General features: G+C 42.4%; 22 protein-coding genes. 14 read left to right on the plus strand and 8 right to left on the minus strand.

Annotation, left to right across the window (positions count from 1 at the left end; genetic code table 11):
* Positions 1–55 precede the first annotated feature (55 nt).
* From ACGF63_RS12775 to ACGF63_RS12785, 3 genes are all read left to right on the plus strand, one after another.
* Positions 56–964, plus strand: a complete 909-nt coding sequence (locus tag ACGF63_RS12775) for a tail fiber protein (protein ID WP_152963983.1) — start codon at positions 56–58, stop codon at positions 962–964.
* A 2-nt stretch (positions 965–966) separates the two neighbouring features.
* A complete protein-coding gene (locus ACGF63_RS12780; protein WP_036846752.1) occupies positions 967–1389 on the plus strand; it encodes a tail fiber assembly protein in 423 nt (140 codons plus the stop codon).
* A 189-nt stretch (positions 1390–1578) separates the two neighbouring features.
* Positions 1579–2106, plus strand: coding sequence for a bleomycin resistance protein (locus ACGF63_RS12785; protein ID WP_387631238.1), 528 nt, complete (start codon positions 1579–1581; stop codon positions 2104–2106).
* 236 nt (positions 2107–2342) lie between these two features.
* Here the strand turns inward: ACGF63_RS12785 and ACGF63_RS12790 are convergent, their stop codons facing one another.
* Both ACGF63_RS12790 and ACGF63_RS12795 read right to left on the minus strand, forming a co-directional pair.
* Positions 2343–2528, minus strand: a complete 186-nt coding sequence (locus ACGF63_RS12790; protein WP_387631293.1) for a type II toxin-antitoxin system YafQ family toxin — start codon at positions 2526–2528, stop codon at positions 2343–2345.
* Positions 2529–2619: 91 nt separating this feature from the next.
* Positions 2620–2844, minus strand: coding sequence for a type II toxin-antitoxin system RelB/DinJ family antitoxin (locus tag ACGF63_RS12795; protein ID WP_110742896.1), 225 nt, complete (start codon positions 2842–2844; stop codon positions 2620–2622).
* A 362-nt stretch (positions 2845–3206) separates the two neighbouring features.
* Here ACGF63_RS12795 and dusA point away from each other — a divergent pair, with 362 nt between their 5' ends.
* The 3 genes from dusA (at position 3207) to ACGF63_RS12810 (ending at position 6250) form a co-directional block, all read left to right on the plus strand.
* On the plus strand, positions 3207–4244 hold the full coding sequence (gene dusA / locus ACGF63_RS12800; RefSeq protein ID WP_387631296.1) for a tRNA dihydrouridine(20/20a) synthase DusA: 1038 nt from the start codon (positions 3207–3209) through the stop codon (positions 4242–4244).
* Between the two features lie 595 nt (positions 4245–4839).
* The gene (locus tag ACGF63_RS12805) at positions 4840–5895 is read left to right on the plus strand and encodes an N-acetyltransferase (RefSeq protein WP_387631241.1); all 1056 of its coding nucleotides are present in this window, start codon (positions 4840–4842) and stop codon (positions 5893–5895) included.
* The gene (locus tag ACGF63_RS12810; protein ID WP_036846734.1) at positions 5873–6250 is read left to right on the plus strand and encodes an ASCH domain-containing protein; all 378 of its coding nucleotides are present in this window, start codon (positions 5873–5875) and stop codon (positions 6248–6250) included. The genes ACGF63_RS12805 and ACGF63_RS12810 overlap by 23 nt, the downstream gene beginning before the upstream one ends.
* Positions 6251–6384: 134 nt before the next feature.
* Here the strand turns inward: ACGF63_RS12810 and ACGF63_RS12815 are convergent, their stop codons facing one another.
* Positions 6385–7368 (minus strand): quinone oxidoreductase, encoded by a 984-nt coding sequence (locus ACGF63_RS12815; RefSeq protein ID WP_387631244.1) that lies wholly within the window; start codon positions 7366–7368, stop codon positions 6385–6387.
* Positions 7369–7538: 170 nt separating this feature from the next.
* On the opposite strand from ACGF63_RS12815, the gene dnaB reads away from it, so the two are divergent.
* The 4 genes from dnaB to ACGF63_RS12835 all read left to right on the plus strand — a co-directional run bounded on the left by dnaB (position 7539) and on the right by ACGF63_RS12835 (position 11672).
* On the plus strand, positions 7539–8948 hold the full coding sequence (gene dnaB / locus ACGF63_RS12820; RefSeq protein WP_036838957.1) for a replicative DNA helicase: 1410 nt from the start codon (positions 7539–7541) through the stop codon (positions 8946–8948).
* 37 nt (positions 8949–8985) lie between these two features.
* On the plus strand, positions 8986–10065 hold the full coding sequence (alr, locus tag ACGF63_RS12825; protein ID WP_036846728.1) for an alanine racemase: 1080 nt from the start codon (positions 8986–8988) through the stop codon (positions 10063–10065).
* Between the two features lie 53 nt (positions 10066–10118).
* The gene (locus ACGF63_RS12830) at positions 10119–11315 is read left to right on the plus strand and encodes an amino acid aminotransferase (protein WP_152963978.1); all 1197 of its coding nucleotides are present in this window, start codon (positions 10119–10121) and stop codon (positions 11313–11315) included.
* A 153-nt stretch (positions 11316–11468) separates the two neighbouring features.
* A complete protein-coding gene (locus ACGF63_RS12835; protein WP_274534106.1) occupies positions 11469–11672 on the plus strand; it encodes a colicin E5-related ribonuclease in 204 nt (67 codons plus the stop codon).
* A 357-nt stretch (positions 11673–12029) separates the two neighbouring features.
* On the opposite strand, the gene ACGF63_RS12840 is transcribed toward ACGF63_RS12835, so the two are convergent.
* On the minus strand, positions 12030–12170 hold the full coding sequence (locus ACGF63_RS12840; RefSeq protein WP_387631300.1) for an IS3 family transposase: 141 nt from the start codon (positions 12168–12170) through the stop codon (positions 12030–12032).
* A 123-nt stretch (positions 12171–12293) separates the two neighbouring features.
* On the opposite strand from ACGF63_RS12840, the gene ACGF63_RS12845 reads away from it, so the two are divergent.
* From ACGF63_RS12845 to ACGF63_RS12855, 3 genes are all read left to right on the plus strand, one after another.
* Positions 12294–12749, plus strand: coding sequence for a GNAT family N-acetyltransferase (locus tag ACGF63_RS12845; protein ID WP_036846723.1), 456 nt, complete (start codon positions 12294–12296; stop codon positions 12747–12749).
* 531 nt (positions 12750–13280) lie between these two features.
* The gene (locus ACGF63_RS12850; RefSeq protein WP_387631249.1) at positions 13281–14372 is read left to right on the plus strand and encodes a PfkB family carbohydrate kinase; all 1092 of its coding nucleotides are present in this window, start codon (positions 13281–13283) and stop codon (positions 14370–14372) included.
* The gene (locus ACGF63_RS12855) at positions 14369–15307 is read left to right on the plus strand and encodes a pseudouridine-5'-phosphate glycosidase (protein WP_387631252.1); all 939 of its coding nucleotides are present in this window, start codon (positions 14369–14371) and stop codon (positions 15305–15307) included. The genes ACGF63_RS12850 and ACGF63_RS12855 overlap by 4 nt, the downstream gene beginning before the upstream one ends.
* Positions 15308–15369: 62 nt before the next feature.
* Here the strand turns inward: ACGF63_RS12855 and uvrA are convergent, their stop codons facing one another.
* Positions 15370–18204: an excinuclease ABC subunit UvrA gene (gene uvrA / locus ACGF63_RS12860; RefSeq protein ID WP_387631254.1), complete on the minus strand. Its 2835-nt coding sequence runs from the start codon at positions 18202–18204 to the stop codon at positions 15370–15372.
* Between the two features lie 242 nt (positions 18205–18446).
* Here uvrA and ACGF63_RS12865 point away from each other — a divergent pair, with 242 nt between their 5' ends.
* Positions 18447–18977 (plus strand): single-stranded DNA-binding protein, encoded by a 531-nt coding sequence (locus ACGF63_RS12865; RefSeq protein WP_036846716.1) that lies wholly within the window; start codon positions 18447–18449, stop codon positions 18975–18977.
* A 282-nt stretch (positions 18978–19259) separates the two neighbouring features.
* Here the strand turns inward: ACGF63_RS12865 and crtB are convergent, their stop codons facing one another.
* From crtB to crtY, 3 genes are read right to left on the minus strand one after another with little or no spacing between them, the layout of a single operon-like run.
* On the minus strand, positions 19260–20186 hold the full coding sequence (gene crtB / locus ACGF63_RS12870) for a 15-cis-phytoene synthase CrtB (protein WP_152963976.1): 927 nt from the start codon (positions 20184–20186) through the stop codon (positions 19260–19262).
* Positions 20183–21664, minus strand: a complete 1482-nt coding sequence (locus ACGF63_RS12875; protein WP_387631258.1) for a phytoene desaturase — start codon at positions 21662–21664, stop codon at positions 20183–20185. Before ACGF63_RS12875 ends, crtB begins: the two co-directional genes overlap by 4 nt.
* On the minus strand, positions 21657–22832 hold the full coding sequence (crtY, locus tag ACGF63_RS12880; RefSeq protein ID WP_152964001.1) for a lycopene beta-cyclase CrtY: 1176 nt from the start codon (positions 22830–22832) through the stop codon (positions 21657–21659). Before crtY ends, ACGF63_RS12875 begins: the two co-directional genes overlap by 8 nt.
* Positions 22833–22903 lie beyond the last annotated feature (71 nt).

Consider the following 22903-nt stretch of genomic DNA (forward strand, 5'->3'; position numbering starts at 1 on the left):
ATTAACTCAAAATCTTATTTAATAAAAATATTAATTTTTTCTTTAAGGAGAAATTATGAGTAATAAAAATGAATTTAAAGCTTTTTCTGCTAGCCAGGATGCTAATGTTGTATCTCAAGGAGAATATGAAGAAAGTCGGGATCTAAACACCGGGATTCCACCCAATATTATTTCCATTGGTTTGTTAAATAAGGTGTTGCGTCAATCATCAATCATATCATCTGTGGTAGCTGATTTTATCTCTACACAATGTAGCGATGATGTTTTGGATGATGGCGATATAGTCAAACTCACTACACAATTAAATAGAGCTTTAGAGCAGAAAATCACAACAGAAATTCCAAGTGCTTCATTAGCACAGGAAGGTATTGTTCAGCTTACAAACATGCTTGGTAATAGTAGCAGGTTGGCCGCGACACAAAAGCTTATCCAAGAATTAGCAGATTCGTTTAATGACAATCTTAGTAATAGAGTGCCTAATATTCGGAAAGTGAATGGTAAGGAGTTGTCTGAGGATATTCATCTGGGCGCCGTGGATATTGGTGTATATACACCAGAACAAATAGACCAAAAAATTAATATTGAAGTAGACAGGAGAATTGATATTGAATTAGACCAAAAAATTAGTATTGAAGTTGATAAAAAAATTAATTCTAAAGGTAATAAGAACACCGCCGATAAAGCTGTTAATGGTTGGTGGAAATGTGGAGACACGGGTGTAATTTATCAATGGGGACGCACTGACGTGATCCAAAGTGGTAATGTGGCTCGTATTCAGTTACCAATTAGTTTTTCCAATACGGATTATTCTGTGAATATTAATCCTATCCAGAGCAAAATAGGTTCTATGGGAGCGGTTATTGGCTACGTAAATGTGATTGATCGCTCATCTTTCGATTTATTAAACTCTTGGGTAAATGCCAGATGGAACAGCCCATTCTTTTGGATAGCGATAGGATATTAGTTATGTATTATTACAGTGCAAAAACCAATGCGTTCTATCCAATAGAGTTGAAAGAGAATTATATTGCAGCTGGTTCATTGCCGGATGATGTTATGGAAGTCAGTAGTGATATTTATTATAAATATGCCGCTAATAATGCACCAGAAGGAAAGTGCCGTATAGCGGGTAAAAATGGCTTGCCAGAATGGGGGGATATTCCTCCATCCACGGAAAGTGAATTACAGCAATATGCCCAACTCCAAAAGCAGCAATTAATGGCTGAGGCAATAAAACAAATCGCACCATTGCAAGATGCTGTTGATTTAGATATTGCTACTAAAGAAGAGAAAATGGCTTTATTGGCATGGAAAGAGTATAGAGTAATACTTAACCGGATAGATATTTCACAGGGAAAAGATATTGATTGGCCTGAGCAACCAAGGTGATTGATAAAATCTGGGTTGATGAATTTCCCTGAAAAATTGATTGCCTGATTTTTTAGGGAAATTCAGATTTTCAGATTAATCTAAATTTTGATCGCATATTATCTACTATAAATTAATTTTACTTAAATTAATTTATTCTGATATAATTTTTATCTGAATTCAGGTATGAATTGTATGCTATGTGAGCTGATGGAGGCAATTGATTTTTATAAGAATCTATTTGGTGCGATACCAAGACAATTCTTTCCTCATTTTAAAAATAATGGTTTTGCAAAATCAGCAGGTTTTATCGATAATCCTGAACATGTAGATGTATCAATAGCGTTTTTAGAAATTCCTGGAACTGGCGTTTTTATCGAATTGATGGAATATCACTGTCCAACTGGAAGAAAACGGGATGAAATAAAAGAGACTCATGACATTGGTGGTGTTGGTCATATTTGTCTTAGAATGCAGAATATAGACAGTGTATTTGAGCACGTAAAGAGTTTTCCGAATGTCAGATTGATAAATTCATCACCATTATATAAGCCGTATAAAATAGACGAAATAGCCAGTAATGAGTTTATGTTTTTTAGCGAAGAAGATGAAAAGAATACTGTTCTAAAGCAAGAAACCTGTAAGATTATCGGTAATATCAGATATTTTTATTTTATAGATAAATATAATGTTCAATGGGAGTTTGAAGAAGGGCATGATGATATTGGAACTGATTGATTCTATCTCCAATATAATGATGTTTTATTAATTGGGAAATATACATGTAAATGTTTAATTATGTTTACATGTATAATTAAAAAATTAAGGTGGGGAGATAACTCAGGGAATAAGTATTACTATAATGAATATTCTATTTGATATTTATTAAGTCTACTGTGTCTGATATAATAGAGTCAAATACATTTTTAATGGGAATTAGAAAATAGCCCGGAAGATTGGACTATTATGAATATTTACAGTTTGAATAATTTTGCATGGCTGCCTGTGCGATATAATAATATTTCTCCTTCCGTTCTTTTATAAATTAATAGAAGGTCTGGTTTTCCATGACATTCTAAATACCCGATATAGTTTCTTTTCAGTGGGGGCTCTTTATATTCTGGGTGGTAGTGGTTTACCCATTTATAAGCAATTTTAATACAGTATCAATAGCGGCAAGTGCTGCTTTATCGTGCTGATACGGCTTTAAGTCCTTTTTAAAGGCTGATGAATATCAAATTTTTAGCATGATTATTTGAATATCTCGCCCCAAAATTCATCAACGGTATCAACACGAGTGCCACCGCCATTTTCTAGTTCACGGATCGCAGCTTGTGTTGTCGTATTAGGGACATGACGTTCCTTTGTAGCTTTGGTGAGAACTAAACGGATAAAGCTGGACATATCCAAATTGTTATTCTGGGCGGCTTGTACTACAGCGTTTTTAAGTTCTTCAGGTACACGGACTTTTAAAATAGCACTATTTCATAGTACACCTCTTCATATTTTTGTGTGTCTATTGTGGTCACAAAACAAGTTTTATCGAGTGAAAAATGCATTATTTTTTGCCTTTTTCTGCAATGTAACGTCTACGTTTTAGTCAGTATAAAATATAAATAGGTTTTGCTGAAGCTGAAACAGGAGAAAGGTACCTTACATTGTAGTTAATCATTGCAAGGTCAGCTCCGACTCTATTTTGGTGTCAGTAGTATACTTATGCTGTCAATACGAGGGAGTTTTCTATGTTATAGTAAGCCATATTCTTGCGAACTTCCGTATCCGGCTACACCATTGCTGATGTGTACAGAGGAAGAAACAATAGCTTAAAAAGTACAGAAATGCACCAAAATAAAGAATCAAATAATATTTGTAAAATCAAAGAACTAAATAGAGAGATAGATAAATATAGCCCTAGTCGATTTTCCATTGCCCCGATGCTCGACTGGACAGATCGTCATTGCCGTTATTTCCATCGTCTGTTGACTAAGCAAACGCTGTTGTATACCGAAATGGTGACAACTGGAGCAATTATTCATGGAAAAGGCGATTATCTAGCATACAGTAAAGAAGAAAACCCAATAGCATTACAACTGGGTGGAAGTGATCCACAAGCGCTGGCGTATTGTGCGCAAATTGCTCAGAAACGTGGCTATGATGAAATTAACCTGAATGTGGGTTGTCCTTCTGATCGGGTACAAAACGGACGTTTTGGCGCTTGCCTGATGGGGGACGCTGCATTGGTGGCGGATTGTGTCAAAGCAATGCAGGATGTGGTCAGTGTACCGGTTACGGTTAAAACCCGTATTGGTATTGATGAGCAAGACAGCTACGAATTCCTGTGTGATTTTATTGATACTGTTGTACAACGCAGTGGCTGCAATATATTTACCATTCATGCACGCAAAGCCTGGCTTTCTGGTTTAAGCCCAAAAGAAAACCGTGAGATACCACCGTTGGATTACCCGCGGGTTTATCAACTGAAAAAAGATTTTCCTCAACTGACAATTGCTATCAATGGTGGTATTAAATTGCTGGAAGAAGCAAAACAGCATTTGCAACATGTGGATGGGGTTATGGTCGGGCGTGAGGCGTATCAGAATCCATCTATTCTGGCACATGTTGATCACGAGTTATTTGATTCTTCAATTCCGGTAGTGAATCCCGTTGAGGTGGTTAGAACGCTTTATCCTTATATAGAGCAAGAACTTTCAAAAGGAGCCTATCTGGGGCATATCACCCGCCATATTTTAGGCATTTTTCAGGGGATTCCGGGTGCGCGTCAGTGGCGTCGTCATCTGAGTGAAAATGCCCATAAACCCGGTGCAGATATTTCCGTTGTGGAACAGGCGTTGGCAATGGTAACTGAGCGGATGTAATATCCGCTCGTTTTACCGTTAAGGATGGGATTAAAATATTTATCGATATCGCATGATTTTTTGCCGTGATTTAACTTATTTTTCGGGATTAGCTTCCCATTATTTGACAAAAATAGATATCCATATATGTTTGTCAAACATTGTGATACTGCTCGAATAAATCAATTTTGCCGTACTGGAATTTGGACAGTCTTGTTTCAGCAATAATGCTTAAGTTCTGCGATCTTTGCTGGTGGTAAGTACTTAGCAACCAGTTTGTTAGGCATTATTCAACATGGAATGCGTAAACACTGAGTCTTTTTATTTTTCTTTATCATGCTATATTGTGAAACTTAACATTGAACAAAGATTAAGATATTCAACGATTATTGATTTTTTAATGGGTATAAAATTAATATCGAATAGAAGTAAGTAATTAAAAGTAGTTTGTAATGGTATGAAATTATTCAGGATGAAGTTTGTATGCTTGGGTAACATTATTATCCAGCAAGAGAATACAGGCGTTAGGTTGTTCGAATGAAGAAGTGGGATTAGTTGAAAACTATTGTGTCGTTACATCAGAGCGAAGAACTGCCTTTGTGGAGGTTTGGTGTTGATGGATAGTTTAAGATATGAGAAGTTCAGTTGTTTTAATCATAATGACGTCTTTTTCTACACATTAAAGGAAAGTTATGTCGAATTTTCAGATTGGTTAAATAAAAAGGCCTTGAGTAATGAATCAGCTTATTTATTGTATGATGATACGAATAGAATAGACGGATTTCTTTATTTAAAACCTGAAAGTAATGTTTCAGATGTCGAACCTTCTTTGCCTGGTAGCACTCATCTTAAAATAGGTACGTTTAAGTTTGAATCAAAAGGCACATTGCGTGGACAGCGTTTTATAAAGAAAGTATTCGATACAGCAATAGCGTTAGAGGTTGATAACATATATGTGACTATCTTTGAAATGCATGATTACCTGATCCGCTTATTCAAAAAATATGGTTTTTATAAGCATGGCGAAAAACATACAAATAATGGCATAGAATTTGTATATGTTAGAGATTTAACCTTAATAAATGGTGATATTCTTCTTGATTATCCATTGATAGTGAGTAAAACAGAAAATAAATATTTATTATCAATATACCCAGAGTTTCATACACGCCTCTTTCCTGATTCACGCCTTTTAACTGAGCCACCTGATATTGTTCAGGATGTTTCACATGCTAATAGTATTCATAAAATATATATATGTGCAATGAAAGATGTTCTTTACATGAAGAGAGGAGATATCATTGTTATATATAGGACTGCCGATAAGCAAGGGCCAGCGCGATATAGATCAGTGATTAGCTCACTTTGTGTTGTTGAAGAAGTTCGGGTTATTGATGAATTCCAAACTTTAAAAAGTTATATTGATTATTGTGGTAGGTTTAGTGTCTTTAGTGAAAGTGAATTAACTAAAATATATAAAGAAAGACGATATCCATATATAGTGAGATTTACTTATAATGTGGCTTTGCCCAAAAGGATTATTCGTGATAGACTTATTAATGAAGTTGGTTTAAATGGTGATGATTATTGGGGAGTAATGAAATTAACCAATGATCAATTTAATGATATTATCCGACTGAGTGAAGTTAATGAAAGTTTTATTATCAATTAAGCCTGAATATGTTAATAGAATACTTGATGGTTCAAAGAGATTTGAATTCAGAAAAGGGGCTTTTAAAAATAACGAAGTTCAGTCCGTTGTTATATATGCGACTATGCCTATAGGGATGGTTGTTGGAGAATTTGAAATTGAAGAGATCATTTCTGATTCACCTTCTGTTGTGTGGGAAATGACTCGACAATTTGCAGGTATAACAAAGGATTTTTTTGATAATTATTTTGAGGGGAGAAAAAATGCTGTCGCAATTGGCATTGGTAATGTTAAAAAGTACGATAAACCTTTGTCTTTAGATATGCTTGGTCAAGGGATAAAGGCGCCTCAATCCTATCGCTATTTATCTTCCTGAATGAGAGATACCCCAATAATTAATAGGGGTATCGTTTTATCCTCCATCTCACACTCTGTACTCAGCACTGTTATCTAATGAATGTATATAATATAGTCGTTGGCGGTTTGGTCGATAGCTCGTTCAATTTGCCGTTAAGGGATCAGTAAACTTGATCCCTGAGTCGCGCGACTTTCCAATGTTTGGTGCGCTCTTGTCGCTTCACTTAGTGGGAATTTCTGACTCTCTGGTACATCTACATTAATTTTGCCGCTAGCAATCAGATCGAATAGCGCTTTGCTGGCTTCCTCCAACTCTTCGCGGGTCGAAATATAGCCGGCGATAGAAGGGCGAGTAACAAACAGTGAGCCCTTTTGATTTAAAATCCCCAAATCGACACCCGTAACTGGTCCAGATGCATTGCCAAAACTGACCATCAAACCGTGGCGTTTCAGGCAATCCAGTGAGTTCAGCCAGGTGGATTTACCTACGGAATCATAAACTACACCCACTTTTTCACCGTGGGTTATTTCATAAACTCGCTCAACAATATTTTCGCGGTTATAGTTAATTACCTGCCATGCACCAGCATCTTTCGCGCGTTGAGCTTTCTCATCGGAGCCAACAGTGCCGATAAGTTTTGCACCCAAGGCTTTTGCCCATTGGCAGGCAATCAACCCAACGCCACCAGCGGCGGCATGAAACAAAAAGGGTTCACCGGGTTGAATCTTGTAGGTACGGTGCAGAAGATAGTAAACTGTCAACCCTTTCAAAAAAGAGGCGGCAGCTTGCTCAAAGGAGATGGCATCCGGCAGAACAGCGACTTTACTTTCCGGGACATTATGCACTTCACTGTAAGCGCCCAAAGTTGATTGCGCATAAACTACACGGTCACCCACTTTTATGGACGTTACAGCGGAACCCACTTTGCTCACTACGCCTGCGGCCTCAGTACCCAGGCCGCTTGGCAGGTGTGCTGGTGGATAGAGCCCTCTACGGATGTAAGTATCAATATAGTTGATTCCAATAGCTCTGTTTTCTACTTGTACTTCATCTTTAGCAGGTGATGCGGGTGTGAATTCACAATATTTAAGGACTTCAGGGCCGCCGGTTGCGGAAAATTCGATATGCTTTGCCATGACTCAACCTCGTAAATGTAGGGAGAATGTTTGCACGTAGTAGTTGAACTGATTGTAAACGGGCTTTAAGGTGTCAGGAATAATTACAAACTATATCTAATTACTCAAGACACTTCATAGCGTATACTCGTGCGTCGTTACAGGTTTATCAGTGGATTATTGCGGGATTCATGGCAGGAAAAAAATCAACTCACAACAAAATGGCTGAACCAAAAGATCGCCAAATGGAGGGGCTGAAGCTTCCGCCACACTCTTTGGAAGCGGAGCAATCCGTGTTAGGTGGTTTAATGCTGGATAACGAGCGTTGGGATAATGTTTCCGAACGAGTCACCAGCAATGATTTTTTCAGCCGTCCACATCGACGTATTTTTTCTGAAATGCAGCGGTTGCTGGAGATGGGCAACCCCATCGACCTGATTACGTTATCTGAATCTCTTGAGCAGAGTGGGGATCTGAGCAATGTAGGCGGTTTTGCTTATCTGGCCGAATTATCAAAAAATACGCCAAGTGCGGCTAACATTAATGCCTATGCGGATATCGTCCGCGAACGTGCTGTTGTCCGCGATATGATTGCAGTAGCTAATGAAATTGCGGATGCGGGTTACGATCCTCAGGGAAGGAGCAGCGAAGAATTATTGGATCTGGCTGAATCGCGGGTATTCCAGATCGCAGAAAACCGTGCCAGTAAAGATGAAGGGCCGAAAGGGATAGAACGGATCCTTGAGGAAACCGTCGAGCGTATTGAGCAACTCTATCAGCGGCCTCATGATGGCGTAACGGGTGTTTCTACCGGTTATCAGGATCTGGATAAGAAAACCGCAGGGTTACAAAAATCAGATCTGATCATTGTAGCCGCTCGTCCTTCTATGGGTAAAACCACTTTTGCCATGAACCTGTGTGAAAACGCAGCCATGATGCAGGACAAACCTGTTCTGATCTTCAGTCTTGAGATGCCTGGCAACCAGATCATGATGCGTATGCTGGCATCCCTTTCACGGGTGGATCAAACCCGTATCCGTACAGGTCAACTTGATGATGAGGACTGGGCGCGGATCTCCAGTACGATGGGGATATTGCTGGAAAAACGCAATATGTATATTGATGATTCTTCCGGCCTGACGCCGACCGAAGTGCGTTCCCGTGCCCGGCGTGTTTTCCGTGAAAATGGCGGGTTGAGCCTCATTATGATCGACTACCTGCAATTAATGCGGGTTCCATCTTTATCTGATAACCGTACTTTGGAAATTGCAGAAATTTCCCGTTCACTCAAAGCGTTGGCTAAAGAACTTCAGGTGCCAGTAGTTGCACTTTCTCAGCTCAACCGTAGCCTTGAACAACGGGCAGATAAGCGCCCGGTTAACTCTGATTTACGTGAATCCGGCTCAATTGAGCAGGATGCCGACCTGATTATGTTTATCTATCGTGATGAGGTTTACCATGAGAGCAGCGACATGAAAGGTGTGGCTGAAATCATTCTTGGTAAGCAGCGTAACGGTCCAATCGGTACAGTTCGCCTGACGTTTAATGGTCAGTGGTCGCGGTTTGATAACTACGCCGGACCGAGTTATGACGACGAATAAGTATTAACACCAGAGAATTAATCAATAAAGGAATAAAATGAAAGCGGCAACCGCAGTTATTGACCGCCGCGCTCTGCGACATAACCTGCAACGGGTAAGGACTCTCGCCCCTAAAAGCAATCTTATTGCAGTTGTGAAAGCAAACGCTTATGGCCACGGTTTACTGGAGACAGCACATACGCTGGAAGACGCCGATTGTTTCGGTGTAGCGCGAATTAGTGAAGCATTGACGTTACGCTATGGAGGTATCGTCAAACCGATTCTGTTATTGGAAGGATTCTTTGATGCGGTTGACCTGCCTGTACTGGTAGCCAACCATATTGAGACGGTAGTGCACAGCGTTGAGCAATTGGAAGCACTGGAGCAGGCTGAATTATCTCATCCCATAAAGGTGTGGATGAAGCTGGATAGCGGAATGCATCGTCTTGGTGTTCGGCCGGAAGATGCAGAAGCTTTCTATGAACGGTTAAGTCGTTGCCTAAATGTGCGGCAGCCAGTCAATATTGTCAGCCATTTCAGCAGGGCTGATGAACCCACTGTAGACACAACCCGTCAGCAGATAGCCTGTTTTCAGGCTTTCTGTGCTAACAAGCCGGGAGAAAAGTCTATTGATGCGTCGGGGGGGATCCTGCTGTGGCCGGAAGCCCATCAGAACTGGGTACGTCCTGGGATTATGATGTATGGTGTATCGCCATTGCCTGATAAAACGGCGGCGGATTTTAACCTGATCCCAGCGATGACATTAAAATCGAGCTTGATTGCGGTTCGTAAACACAAAGCCGGTGAGTCAGTCGGTTATGGTGGAACCTGGGTCAGTGAACTGGATACCTGGCTTGGTGTTGTGGCTATTGGTTATGGTGATGGTTATCCGCGCAGTGCTCCCTCAGGAACGCCAATATTTGTTAATGGGCGTGAAGTGCCGATTGTTGGCCGTGTTTCAATGGATATGATATCTATTGATTTGGGGCCGGATGCTACAGATAAAGTCGGTGATGAAGTGGTTCTCTGGGGGGATGTGCTGCCAGTGGAACGGGTTGCTGAATGCACGGGCATCATTACTTACGAGCTGATGACTAAACTCACTTCCAGAGTTGCAATGGAATATATGGACGAATGATGCTATAGGCTATATTGTTTGTTGAATAACTGATTGACAAGGAGTATAGCCTGATGTTCCAGAATGTTGATGTTTATGCCGGTGATCCTATTCTTTCGCTGGCTGAAGAATTTAAAAAAGATCCTCGTGCGGAAAAAATTAATCTGAGCATTGGGCTGTATTACGATGAGCAGGGTGTGACTCCGCAATTGCAGGCTGTGGCTACCGCCGAAGAGCAACTTCGCGCGTTGTCACAGACTGCCTCTCTTTATCTGCCAATGGAAGGGCTGCAATCATATCGTCTTGCTGTTCAGGAGCTGCTATTTGGTAAAAATCATCCCATGTTGCAACAGCAGCGGGTAGCGACAATTCAAGCGTTAGGTGGTTCTGGCGGTCTGAAAATCGGTGCTGATTTTTTGCATCGGTATTTTCCTGATTCAGAAGTATGGTGCAGTGATCCAACCTGGGAAAATCACGCGGCTATTTTTACGGGTGCTGGTGTGAAGGTGAACTATTACCCTTATTTTGATGAACAGACCAAAGGGGTAAAATTCAGTGAAATGCTGGAAACGTTCAGAAAATTGCCGGCAAAAAGCATAGTTTTGATGCATCCCTGTTGCCATAACCCAACGGGATCTGATCTGACAGATGATCAATGGGATCAGGTTGTTCAGATTGTTGAAGAAAGGGAACTCCTGCCATTTCTTGATATTGCGTATCAGGGGTTTGCGGATGGTATGGAAGCAGATGCTTATGCCATTCGCGCTATGGCGACAGCCGGTTTGCCTTTCCTGGTGAGCAACTCCTTCTCCAAGATATTTTCTATGTATGGTGAACGCGTTGGTGGCTTGTCTGTTGTTTGTGATGATGGACAGACAAAAGATCGGGTGCTTGGACAGTTGAAAGCTGGTGTGCGCCGTATTTATTCCAGTCCACCGAATTTTGGTGCACAGGTTGTGGCTAAGGTTCTGACTGATCCGGCTTTAAAAGCGCAGTGGTTGGGAGAGGTTGAGCATATGCGCCTGCGTATTCTGGAAATGCGTACGGTGCTGGTGGATGTCCTGAGAACCACACTGCCAGAGAAAAATTTTGATCACTTGCTGAAACAACGCGGCATGTTCAGTTATACCGGCTTTAGTCAGCAGCAAGTAGATCGCCTGCGTAAAGAGTTTGCTGTTTATCTGGTCGGTAATGGCCGAGTCTGTATGGCTGGGGTTAATTATCATAATGTTGAGCGTATTGCTGAAACATTTGCGGCGGTAAATAAGTAATAAATTTTAATGTAAATGATCTGCTATTGATGATAATGATTGGCAGGTTTGTAAAATAGCAGTATACCCCTCTTTAGAAGCGCACTAGGTATGGTGCGCTTCAGATAATTGAATTTTAATATTTATATTCTTATGTTTTTTTGACCTGCAATTATTAGTCAGACTAGTATCACGAATGAAAAGTCAAAAGATAATAAAACGCCAGATAAATTAAGAAGGAATAATACAGCGACAGTATATGGTATTCCTCCAAATGGATATATAGTAGTAAACGATAGAACGGGAGAAATTACTCAGATAGCTGATAAAATGGACTCTGGCTGGAATGCTAATAGTCGAATTAAGTGGAGTAAATAAAGTGAATATATCTATAGATAAATTACGCGTTTATACTAATCCTGATGAGTTCTTTGCCTTAGGTGGAAGTATTGTAATGAAGTTAACACCTTAAGCGGCGATAGGATTCTGTGAAATTGCTACTAATAAAAAATTAGTAATTTCACGTATTGAAGGGTTTATTTGGCATCGTAACACCGGAAAATTTGAGACTAGGTTAGATGCTATTTTGGATGGATTAATGAATCCGGATAATGATTTATAAAAGGTGAAAAAAATAATAAAGAAGCTATAGAAAATATCAAGGAAGATGAAAAAAGTGGACATGATGTATTTATTATTACTTTAGCTAAAAAACGGTAACTTACATATCAATTATCAGAGTATAAAGCTACCTTGTTTGAATTTATCCCGATATGTCAGGTGAGGACTAGGGATAAAGAAGGACCGAGTTCTATGCTGAGTAGGGCTTAGTCCTTTCAAATTAGACTTGATCTTATCGTGGTTGTAATAGAGAATATATTATCATTATTTTCTTGAATTTTTTGTTGAAATAATTACTAAAAATCAGCTACGATAAGTCTTTTAGAATACTCTTTGATAGAATAGTTGATTAGCATCGTTTTGCTTATGAGGAAGTAAATGGAAAATTTACATCGTTGGGAAAAGAATGGTTATATTATTTCTACGGATAAACATGAATTAAATATTAACTTGATTCATCAATTTTTGGCAAAATCGAGTTGGGCAGAAGGAATTGATAAAGAAACTGTGAATTTATCAATTGAAAATAGCTTAAACTTTGGTTTGTACAAAGATTCCCAACAGATAGGATTTTCGCGTATTGTCACTGATTTCGCGACCTTTGGTTATCTATGCGATGTTTTTATCTTGGATGATTATCAGGGGTTAGGATTAGCACGCTGGATGATGGAGTGTTGTCTGGATCATCTTCAAATAATAAAGCTCAGAAGAATTATGTTGGTTACTACCACAGCCCCTTGGTTATATGAAAAGACAGGTTATTCACCGGTAAAATCAGAAAACTTTGTTTGGCAAATCGTTCGTCCTGATATTTACAAGCAAAAAAATATTTAATGTAATTAAATCAATCTATTGGTTAATTATAAATGAGGGATTCATATATGCAGAGAACAATTCATCGTGTCAATATACAGATATAAATTGCTGTGAAAGTCATGTTAATCAAGATTCGGTGAATTGAACAGTTTGCCAAAAATATTGCCATTTGAACGTGATCTAACTCTTGCGATTTATTGTGAAATAGATCACTTTTTCATGAAACATGTCTCAGACGGTAAAAATGATTTTAACTATTTCAAGGCATACCCAAACATTTGTTAGTTTTCAATAAGACTTTTCTTATTTCTTTGTTTTGTTAAATCTATTTCTAGTATAAAACACTAGCCGATTCTTAATATTCTGGAAGGATGGGTATTCCAGCAGGATTTAACTTGATGGTTATCACATAAAATTGGGCTGAAAATCCAGTCATATACTCTTACGATCGCTCTCCCAACTTCGTTGTGAAATAAAAAATCTCGCTTTACTGTTTTGTTTTTAACACATAAAACAAACGTATGTTTAAAAACAAACAAGTGCCCAAAAATGACGAATCGGGAAAAACAAATATTGCACCTTCTGAGACGAGATCCATTGATCCCACAGCAGGAAATTGCCGATATTTTAGGTATAAGTCGCTCCGGTGTTGCTGGTCATATTATGAATTTAATGAATAAGGGGTATATAAAGGGGAAAGGTTATATTTTATCTGATCACAATTATGTGGTGACTATTGGATCTATTAATATGGATGTTTGTGGTTATGCATCCGCTAAATTAATTTATGAAGATTCTAACCCAGGAAAAGTGAAATGCACACCTGGTGGTGTAGGTAGAAACATTGCCCAAAATATCGCTCTATTGGGTAAAGAATGTCATCTTATTTCTGTTGTTGGTGATGATTTCTATGGCAGTACTTTATTGGATCAGGCTAAACGCGCGGGTGTTAACGTCGATCGCTGTTATAAGCTTTATGGTGAGAATACCTCGACGTATATCTCTTTATTAGATGATAGCGGTGAGATGTTGGTTGCTATCAACGATATGCATATTCTGGAAAAACTGACCCCATCGTTGTTGGTGAGTCATTGTGATCTTATTCAGCATGCTGGCGTACTGGTTATTGATTGCAATTTATCTGAAGAGGCTTTGGTTTGGTTGTTGACTAATGCCGGAACAGTGCCGGTATTTGTGGATACAGTATCTGCATTTAAAGCACCTAAGATTAAAAACTGGCTTTCCTATATCCACACCTTAAAGCCTAATTTTCTGGAGGCGGAAGCGCTAAGTGGAATGAAAATTACCCAACCTACCGATGTTCCGGTAGTGGCACGATGGTTTCACGATCAAGGTGTGCAGCGTTTAGTTCTTAGCATGGGCGTAGGGGGTGTTTACTTTAGTGAAAGTGATGGTATGGCGGGTTGGTCACATCCTATCAGTGTCAAGGTGGTTAATGTAACGGGCGCCGGCGACGCCATGATGGCCGGTCTGGTGAACTGTTGGCTGGAAGATATGATGCTGGCAGAGAGTGTTCGTTTTGCTCAAGGGTGTTCTGCCCTTACATTATCTTGTGAATTTACCAATAATCCAAATCTGTCAAATGGCAGTGTCCAAAAACTATTGGAATTACAATCATGAAAAATCACGCTATTGGAAATGAATATCTGGATGTTTCCTCGGAAGTTGCAGAAGCTTTAGCGGATAACCAACCCGTCGTAGCGTTGGAATCTACGATTATTGCTCAAGGGATGCCTTATCCGCAAAATGTAGAAATTGCGCTACAGGTTGAGCAGAAAATCAGGGAAAATGGCGCTATTCCTGCAACAATAGCCGTTATTAATGGACGTATGAAAGCCGGTTTGTCGCATGAAGAAATAGAACTTTTGGGCAGTGAAGGCTACAAGGTTACTAAAGTCAGTCGTCGTGATTTACCCTTTGTGGTTGCTGCCGGAAAAAATGGTGCGACCACCGTTGCCTCTACCATGATTATTGCGGAAATGGTGGGGATTAAAATTTTCGCTACCGGTGGCATTGGTGGTGTGCATCGTGGAGCAGAGCATTCTTTTGATATTTCAGCCGATTTGCAGGAGTTGGCGAAAACCAGTGTTGCGGTAGTCTGTGCGGGAGCCAAATCCATTCTGGATCTTGGCCTGACAACAGAATATCTTGAAACTCATGGTGTACCGTTAATTGGCTATCAGACCCACTCTTTGCCGGCATTTTTCTGCCGTACCAGTCCATTTTCTGTCAATATTCGCTTGGATTCTCCAGAACAGATAGCCCAGGCAATGGTGATAAAATGGGATACCGGATTACAGGGGGGATTAGTGATTGCTAACCCGATCCCTGAGCAGTATGCCATGCCGGAAACGGAGATTAATGCCGCTATCGAACAGGCTGTGCGCGAATCCATTGAGCAGGGAGTAAGTGGAAAGGAATGTACACCGTTTTTGTTGGCTCGAGTGGTTGAGTTGACCGGAGGCGATAGTCTGTCTGCCAATATTCAATTGATACTTAATAACGCTGAACTGGCGGCGAAAATTGCTTGTTGCTATTGGGAAAACCGTAGGTGAAGTGAGTTTCGGAAAGCTACTGGCAGAAAACAACGGGGCTCAACTGAGCCCCTATTTGCGCATTAGGCTTTTTTCGTCAATATCGGTTTCAGGAAACGCGCAGTATGTGATTGCTCACATTCGGATACCTCTTCAGGAGTACCGGAAATCAGAATTTCGCCGCCACCGTTCCCTCCTTCAGGGCCAAGATCCACGATCCAGTCAGCGGTTTTAATCACATCAAGATTATGCTCAATAACCACAATGGTATTTCCTTGATCGCGTAACTGATGCAGAACTGTCAATAATTGCTGAATATCAGCAAAATGCAGACCGGTTGTTGGCTCATCAAGAATATATAACGTCTGCCCGGTTCCTCGTTTGGATAGTTCTCGTGCCAGTTTTACCCGCTGCGCTTCACCACCTGATAACGTCGTTGCTGATTGCCCCAGGCGGATATAGGAAAGACCAACATCTATTAGTGTTTGCAGTTTGCGGGCCAGAGCAGGAACAGCATCAAAGAATTCACGGGCTTCTTCGATCGTCATATTTAGGACTTCATTGATATTTTTGCCTTTATATTTTACTTCCAGTGTTTCACGGTTATAACGCTTACCTTTACACTGATCGCAAGGGACATAAATATCAGGCAGAAAGTGCATTTCTACCTTAATAACGCCATCACCCTGACAAGCTTCACAGCGTCCACCTTTAACGTTAAAACTGAATCTCCCAAGTGTATAACCACGGGTGCGGGATTCAGGTACACCTGCAAACAACTCACGGACTGGCGTAAATACACCGGTGTAAGTTGCCGGGTTAGAGCGGGGAGTTCGACCGATTGGACTCTGGTCAATATCAATCACTTTATCGAAATGCTCCAGTCCTTGAATATCAATATAAGGAGAAGGGTTGATATTGGTCGCGCCATTTAATTGGCGTTGTGCAATGGGGAACAGCGTATCATTTATTAGCGTCGATTTACCGGAGCCAGAGACCCCGGTAATACAGGTGAATAATCCGACTGGTAGGTTGAACGTCACATTTTTCAGGTTATTACCTTTCGCGCCAATCAGCTTCAGTACCTTTTTCGGATCAGCTGGAATACGCTTCTCTGGAATTGAAATTTCCCGTTCACCACTCAGGAATTTACCTGTCAGTGAATCTTTGCTAATCATGATATCTTTAACTGTACCTTCCGCGACGATTTCGCCGCCATGCACACCAGCACCGGGGCCGATATCAATAATATGGTCGGCAGCGCGGATGGCATCCTCATCATGCTCAACCACAATCACAGTATTCCCCAGATTGCGCAAGTGGATCAGTGTTTCCAGCAAGCGTTCATTATCCCGCTGATGTAACCCGATAGAAGGTTCATCAAGTACATACATCACGCCCACCAAACCGGCACCAATCTGGCTGGCAAGACGGATACGCTGAGCTTCGCCACCGGACAGTGTTTCGGCGGAACGGGAGAGTGTTAAATAATTCAGACCAACATTAACCAGAAATTTCAGGCGGTCACGGATCTCTTTCAGTACTTTTTCGGCAATTTGTGCACGTTGACCACTGAGCTTGATATTTTGGAAGAAGTCCATTGCATGGCCGATGCTAAAATCTGAGATTTCCGGCAAAGTTGTATTCTCAACAAATACATAACGGGCTTCTTTGCGTAAACGGGTTCCGTGACAGGAAATACATGAGCGGTTGCTGATATATTTCGCCAGTTCCTCACGAACGGCAGTAGATTCTGTCTCTTTATAACGGCGTTCCATATTATGCAGTACACCCTCAAACGGGTGGTTGCGTACCGTGGTATCGCCACGGTCATTAGTGTATTTAAATTCAATGGATTGTTTACCGGAACCGTATAACACCACTTGCTGAATACTGGCGCTCAGGGAATTGAAAGGTATTTCAATATCGAATTTATAATGGTTTGCCAGTGAACACAGCATCTGAAAATAGTAGAAATTACGGCGATCCCAGCCACGAATTGCTCCCCCTGCTAAAGAGATATCACCATTCTGGATGACTCTGTCAGGATCAAAAAATTGCTGAATGCCTAAACCATCACAAGTTGGGCAGGCACCGGCTGGGTTGTTAAAAGAAAACAGGCGAGGTTCCAGCTCACTCATGCTATAGCCACATGCAGGACACGCGAAGTTAGCGGAGAAAATCAGTTCTTCAACTTTATTGTCATCCATATCGGCGACAATGGCTGTGCCACCTGAAAGCTCCAGCGCTGTTTCAAAAGATTCAGCCAGACGTTGAGCCAGATCGGTGCGAACTTTAAAGCGATCAATGACCACTTCAATGGTGTGTTTCTTCTGTAATTCCAGTTTTGGCGGATCGGACAGATCACAGACTTCACCATCAATGCGTGCGCGGATGTACCCTTGTGCTGTCAGATTGTCCAGCAACTTCGTGTGTTCACCTTTGCGCTCTTTGACGATCGGTGCCAGCAACATTAGGCGATTCCCTTCCGGCAATGCCAGAACATTATCTACCATCTGGCTGACAGTCTGTGCTGCGAGTGGAACATCGTGATCAGGACAACGTGGTTCACCTACACGAGCAAACAGCAAACGCAGATAGTCATGAATTTCGGTAATTGTACCCACGGTTGAACGTGGGTTATGGGAAGTGGATTTTTGTTCAATGGAAATAGCCGGGGATAACCCTTCAATATGATCAACATCGGGCTTCTCCATCAGTGACAGAAACTGGCGCGCATAAGCTGAAAGTGATTCAACATAACGACGCTGCCCTTCTGCATAAAGCGTATCGAATGCCAGAGAAGACTTACCTGAGCCGGACAAACCCGTGATAACTATCAGTTTGTCTCGGGGAATTATCAAATTGATATTTTTGAGATTATGGGTGCGTGCGCCCCGAACTTCGATGTTATCCATGAACCATTTCCCAGATTATTCGTACGTGCATAACTAATAATAAGTGCGTTATTATTACACAGAGTTGACTGATTAGATATACAGTATTTAAGTGAAATAATGTAATAAGTACAGTATTACAGTATAAAGTACGGTGAGCTTCGCAAAGTCAGTTCTAATGTGGCTGCGTTTCATTTTTAGCGTCGCATGTTAAACTGCATTGCTTATAATTGTAGAAATTCATTTCATCAGGAGTATTCCCAATGGCCAGCAGAGGCGTAAACAAAGTTATTTTAATCGGCAACCTGGGGCAGGACCCAGAAGTCCGCTATATGCCGAACGGTGGCGCAGTTACTAACATTACTCTGGCGACTTCTGAAAGCTGGCGCGATAAACAGACCGGTGAGATGAAAGAGAAGACTGAATGGCACCGGGTTGTTTTATTCGGCAAACTGGCAGAAGTCGCGGGTGAATACTTGCGTAAAGGTTCACAGGTTTATATCGAAGGTTCTCTGCAAACCCGTAAATGGCAAGATCAGAACGGCCAGGAGCGTTACACCACTGAAGTGGTGGTAAACATGGGTGGTACCATGCAAATGCTGGGTGGGCGTGCAAGCGGCTTACAGGATAACCAATCACAAGGCGGTAGTTGGGGACAGCCACAGCAGCCACAATCACAGCCACAACAATCTCAGCAGTTCAGCGGCGGCGGTGCGCCTTCCCGTCCGGCTCAGTCCCTTGCTCCACAAGGCAATGAGCCACCGATGGATTTTGATGATGACATTCCGTTCTGAGTGTGAAATTTTTATTTTAAAAACAAGTGGTTATCATGTTTTGGTGTGATAATCATAGGCTGTTGGAATGCCTATTGCAAGCCTGACTAATCCTTACCCAGTAATGGGTTTGAACCTCGAAAGAGGGAGGGGAGTGCAGCATGTCAGGAAAAGGCTGGTTGCGGGGAAATAACCTACTTTGCGCCAGCCATTGCAAGTTCCATATAATTTGACATTCCATAGTTAACATCTCTGTTCAGGTGACGAAATGTAGGGTGCTACACAACGAAGTGGCGTTAAGTTTTAATGAGGCCGCTGCCACAATTTGGGATCGCGAGGCGTTATTATTGCCACTCGAGACATAAGCGCCTGCATTGCGCCGGCCATTAATAAGGTAACTTTCTCTCTACGATTAGTTCCTTGTCTGCACTCCCAGGCCTGTACTCCTGCTTGCTGCACTTTAATGCCGATTTCACGATAGATACCATGAGCAGAAGCTATGACCCAGGCTGAACGCAAAGGTAAACCAGTAAGCCCTGTCAGAGCAGAGGTATAATAAGACTCCGCTTCCACCACCAACCGGGATGCCACCCGAGCAAGCGCAGGACGGTTTTCGGTATAAATAAGTGTGTCCGGCATTAGCCCTTCTTGGTAAAGCCATTCTAGCGGAAGATAGCAACGCCCGGCCTTCGCGTCCTCAATAATATCCCGAGCAATGTTAGTTAATTGAAAAGCAATTCCTAGATCGCAGGCCCGATCCAGCACACTCGCTTTGTGAACCCCCATCACCCTTGCCATCATCAGCCCAACTACTCCCGCGACATGGTAGCAATATCTCAGAGTATCATCTAACGTTCTGCAAGGGTCACCGCGTACATCCATCGCGAATCCCTCCAGATGTTCGAAGGCCTGTTGCTGAGGGATTTCATGACTCAGAGCTACTGTCTGAAAGGCTGCAAAAGCAGGTTCGGTCATTGGCAAACCGTCATAAGCTTGCCTCGTTAGGTATTGCAGCATTTGAAGTTTCTCGCAAGCGTCATACTTATCAACATTGCTTATTTGTCCCCCCAACTCTTGCCCGTCTATTATATCATCACAATAGCGACACCAGGTGTACAGCATCATTGTGCTGCGCCGTGTTGCCGTATCGAAAAGTCGGGCGACACTGGCAAAACTTTTTGAACCTTGATCCATTATCTGACTAACATGTTTAAGCAGCGCGGGATTCATCTGGCGATATCTTCCAACATCAGTGTGGCTGTGGCTTTTGCTGACCCCATCACGCCGGGAATACCCGCTCCAGGATGCGTGCCTGCGCCGACGAGGTACAGATTATCAATATGGCTGTCCCGATTGTGTGGTCGGAACCAGGCGCTTTGTGTCAGCAACGGTTCAAAGGAGAAGGCCGAACCTAGATGGGCATTTAGCTGGTCACGAAAATCAAATGGGGTAAAGATACGATGAACGACTAACTGCTTGAGTAGACCGGGCATATAGTACTTTTCCAGATACGCGAAAATACGGTCACGTAGGCGTGGCCCCTCTATATCCCAGTTGAGATTAGCTGTTCCCAGGTGTGGTACAGGGGCCAGAACATAGTAACTTGCGCACCCCGGGGGAGCAAGAGATGGGTCAGTAACAGAGGGGGCATGGAGATAGAGCGAAAAATCCTCTGCCAGTCCGTCATGATAAAAAATATCTTCGATGAGTTCCTTATAGCGTGGACCAAAGCAAACTGTATGATGGGCTAATTGCGCATGGTGGTGGCTCAGACCAAAATAAAGCACGAACAGTGAGTTGCTCATTCGTTTACGCACCAGTGTTCGGGCGCGGGCCATTCCGACCGGATGCTGACCTAACAGGTGCTTATAGGTATGCACAACATCGGCATTTGAGGCCACAACGTCACATGTCATATTTCGTCCATCAGTCAATTGTACACCTGTGACCCGATTGCCATGGGTGGTGAAGCGTTTTACCTTTGCATTAAGCTCAATTTTTCCACCAATATCGGTAAACAATTTCACCATTGCTTCGACCAGGGCGCTGGTTCCTCCACGCGGAAACCAAACTCCCCATTCTCGTTCCAGTGCGTGGATCAAAGTATAGATAGAAGATACAGCAAAGGGGTTACCTCCTATCAGTAGCGAGTGAAATGAGAATGCCTGGCGCAGACTCTCATCTTTGATATAGTGTGCCACCTGGCTATAAACACTACGCCATGCATGTAGACGTACTAACTGGGGAGCCGCATTCAGCATGTCGCGAAAAGAGAGGAAGGGCACCGTTCCAAGTTTCAGGTAGCCTTCATCAAAGGCCTTCCGAGAATAGTCCAGAAAGCGTCGATACCCGTTAACATCACTTGGATTGAATGTATGGATTTGCGCTTCCAGATGTTGCTGATCATTGTCGTAATCAAACATCTTGCCCGATTCCCAACAGAGCCGATAAAAAGGGCGTATGGGAAGTAAATCGACGTAATCAGCCATACGTTTACCAGCCTGTGTAAACAATTCTTCAATGGCATTGGGAGCGGTGATGACAGTGGGGCCAGCATCAAAGGTGAACCCCTGTTCCTTATAAACATAGGCGCGTCCACCTGGCTTATCCCGTTGTTCCAAAATACATGTCGGGATCCCCGCAGACTGGAGCCTTATTGCCAGCGCCAGCCCACCAAAACCAGCACCAATTACCAGCGCTTTAATCATGATAAAATCCCTGAAGCTTCTTGTGTTGTTTAAACATGGCCTTTAGGGCACCTTTTATCGGCACCGGCGGTTTACCTATGAGAATCCGGGCCTTATCGACGAAATTAAGTTGCTCCGCATAAAAACGCGCAATCAGATCTGGGGAAAGTTGATAAAAACGTTGCATCACCTGCCAACGTTGTTGTGGATCCCCAGCCAGGAAGAGCATGCGATTTAGAAGACGGAAAAAGCGCTGGTGTTGCCACTGCTGTCGTGCGTAATCCCTGAGGGTAATGAATAAGGAGGTATCAGTAAGCTCCGGCAGAGCAACAATACGATCTGCTAACCGAACGGCGTGTGGCAGAGAGTAGCCTGTCGTGGGGTGAAACAAAGCTGCACGCAACCCACAGGTGGGCTGGCCTGCTAGTTGTGCCCAGAAAGAGGTAAAATCCCCCGTAAGTGTAATCGGGAGACAACCGCTCTCTTCTCGAACTAGTTTACCCAGTTTCCAGCCATGCCTCTTCGCGTACTCTGCGATAGTTGCCTGTGACAAGGTCTTATCCGGCGGTTCTCGATCAACGTAATGTGTGTCTTCTATCAGCAGACGAGTTGGGGAAAACGGCAGGACATAGACAAATCGATAACCTGTATTCTGTCCCACACTGGTATCCATTAAAATCGGATGGGTTAAAGAGTGCGACTCTTCCAGCTCCCATTCCTGACCAAAAAATGCCTGGGTACCATTCCCCATAAACGGTCCTGGTCGCCAGCCTCTCCCATCAATGACTGCGCCTGCACTTAGAGCCGAACCATCCTGTAAGTAAACCTTCTGTGGCGTCAGCTTCTGTACCAATAAACGAGTCTGTATACGCTCGCCCAAATACGCACGGAGTATGTTGGCAAAGTGTTGGGATGTGACACTGAAATATGAATGTGGCAATGTGCGTTGAAATGCTGGAAAAATTACGTCGTAACCTGACCAGCGATAGGTGATCAGCGGTGCTATCCACCCATGTTCCGCCTCAGTAAGATCGTGTTGATGAAATGACCACGTGTGATTTCCCCCTATTGTTTCTGTGTTTTCAATGAGCAACACTCGCAGATGCGGTTTACACTGCTGAAGACGCATCGCGATCAGTCCGTTGGCCAATCCTCCCCCCACCAAAATCAGATCCCAGTCGTACATCATTTTGTTGATCATCCGACAATCACCAAGTTATTAACCTCATCGAGAGTTATATACATCACGGAAATTCGTAG

The organism is Photorhabdus sp. RM322S, from assembly GCF_042879395.1.
Taxonomy (GTDB): domain Bacteria; phylum Pseudomonadota; class Gammaproteobacteria; order Enterobacterales; family Enterobacteriaceae; genus Photorhabdus; species Photorhabdus khanii.

What these genes read in the sequence shown, in the direction of transcription:
- ACGF63_RS12855 (WP_387631252.1), top strand. Translation starts at nt 14,369, where the DNA reads ATGAAAAATCACGCTATTGGAAATGAATATCTGGATGTTTCCTCGGAA.
- ACGF63_RS12830 (WP_152963978.1), top strand. Translation starts at nt 10,119, where the DNA reads ATGTTCCAGAATGTTGATGTTTATGCCGGTGATCCTATTCTTTCGCTG.
- ACGF63_RS12810 (WP_036846734.1), top strand. Translation starts at nt 5,873, where the DNA reads ATGAAAGTTTTATTATCAATTAAGCCTGAATATGTTAATAGAATACTT.
- dnaB (WP_036838957.1), top strand. Translation starts at nt 7,539, where the DNA reads ATGGCAGGAAAAAAATCAACTCACAACAAAATGGCTGAACCAAAAGAT.
- ACGF63_RS12805 (WP_387631241.1), top strand. Translation starts at nt 4,840, where the DNA reads ATGGATAGTTTAAGATATGAGAAGTTCAGTTGTTTTAATCATAATGAC.
- ACGF63_RS12775 (WP_152963983.1), top strand. Translation starts at nt 56, where the DNA reads ATGAGTAATAAAAATGAATTTAAAGCTTTTTCTGCTAGCCAGGATGCT.
- dusA (WP_387631296.1), top strand. Translation starts at nt 3,207, where the DNA reads ATGCACCAAAATAAAGAATCAAATAATATTTGTAAAATCAAAGAACTA.
- ACGF63_RS12875 (WP_387631258.1), bottom strand. Translation starts at nt 21,664, where the DNA reads ATGATTAAAGCGCTGGTAATTGGTGCTGGTTTTGGTGGGCTGGCGCTG.
- ACGF63_RS12850 (WP_387631249.1), top strand. Translation starts at nt 13,281, where the DNA reads ATGACGAATCGGGAAAAACAAATATTGCACCTTCTGAGACGAGATCCA.
- ACGF63_RS12865 (WP_036846716.1), top strand. Translation starts at nt 18,447, where the DNA reads ATGGCCAGCAGAGGCGTAAACAAAGTTATTTTAATCGGCAACCTGGGG.
- alr (WP_036846728.1), top strand. Translation starts at nt 8,986, where the DNA reads ATGAAAGCGGCAACCGCAGTTATTGACCGCCGCGCTCTGCGACATAAC.
- ACGF63_RS12815 (WP_387631244.1), bottom strand. Translation starts at nt 7,368, where the DNA reads ATGGCAAAGCATATCGAATTTTCCGCAACCGGCGGCCCTGAAGTCCTT.
- ACGF63_RS12845 (WP_036846723.1), top strand. Translation starts at nt 12,294, where the DNA reads ATGGAAAATTTACATCGTTGGGAAAAGAATGGTTATATTATTTCTACG.
- crtY (WP_152964001.1), bottom strand. Translation starts at nt 22,832, where the DNA reads ATGATGTACGACTGGGATCTGATTTTGGTGGGGGGAGGATTGGCCAAC.
- uvrA (WP_387631254.1), bottom strand. Translation starts at nt 18,204, where the DNA reads ATGGATAACATCGAAGTTCGGGGCGCACGCACCCATAATCTCAAAAAT.
- ACGF63_RS12780 (WP_036846752.1), top strand. Translation starts at nt 967, where the DNA reads ATGTATTATTACAGTGCAAAAACCAATGCGTTCTATCCAATAGAGTTG.
- ACGF63_RS12785 (WP_387631238.1), top strand. Translation starts at nt 1,579, where the DNA reads ATGGAGGCAATTGATTTTTATAAGAATCTATTTGGTGCGATACCAAGA.
- crtB (WP_152963976.1), bottom strand. Translation starts at nt 20,186, where the DNA reads ATGAATCCCGCGCTGCTTAAACATGTTAGTCAGATAATGGATCAAGGT.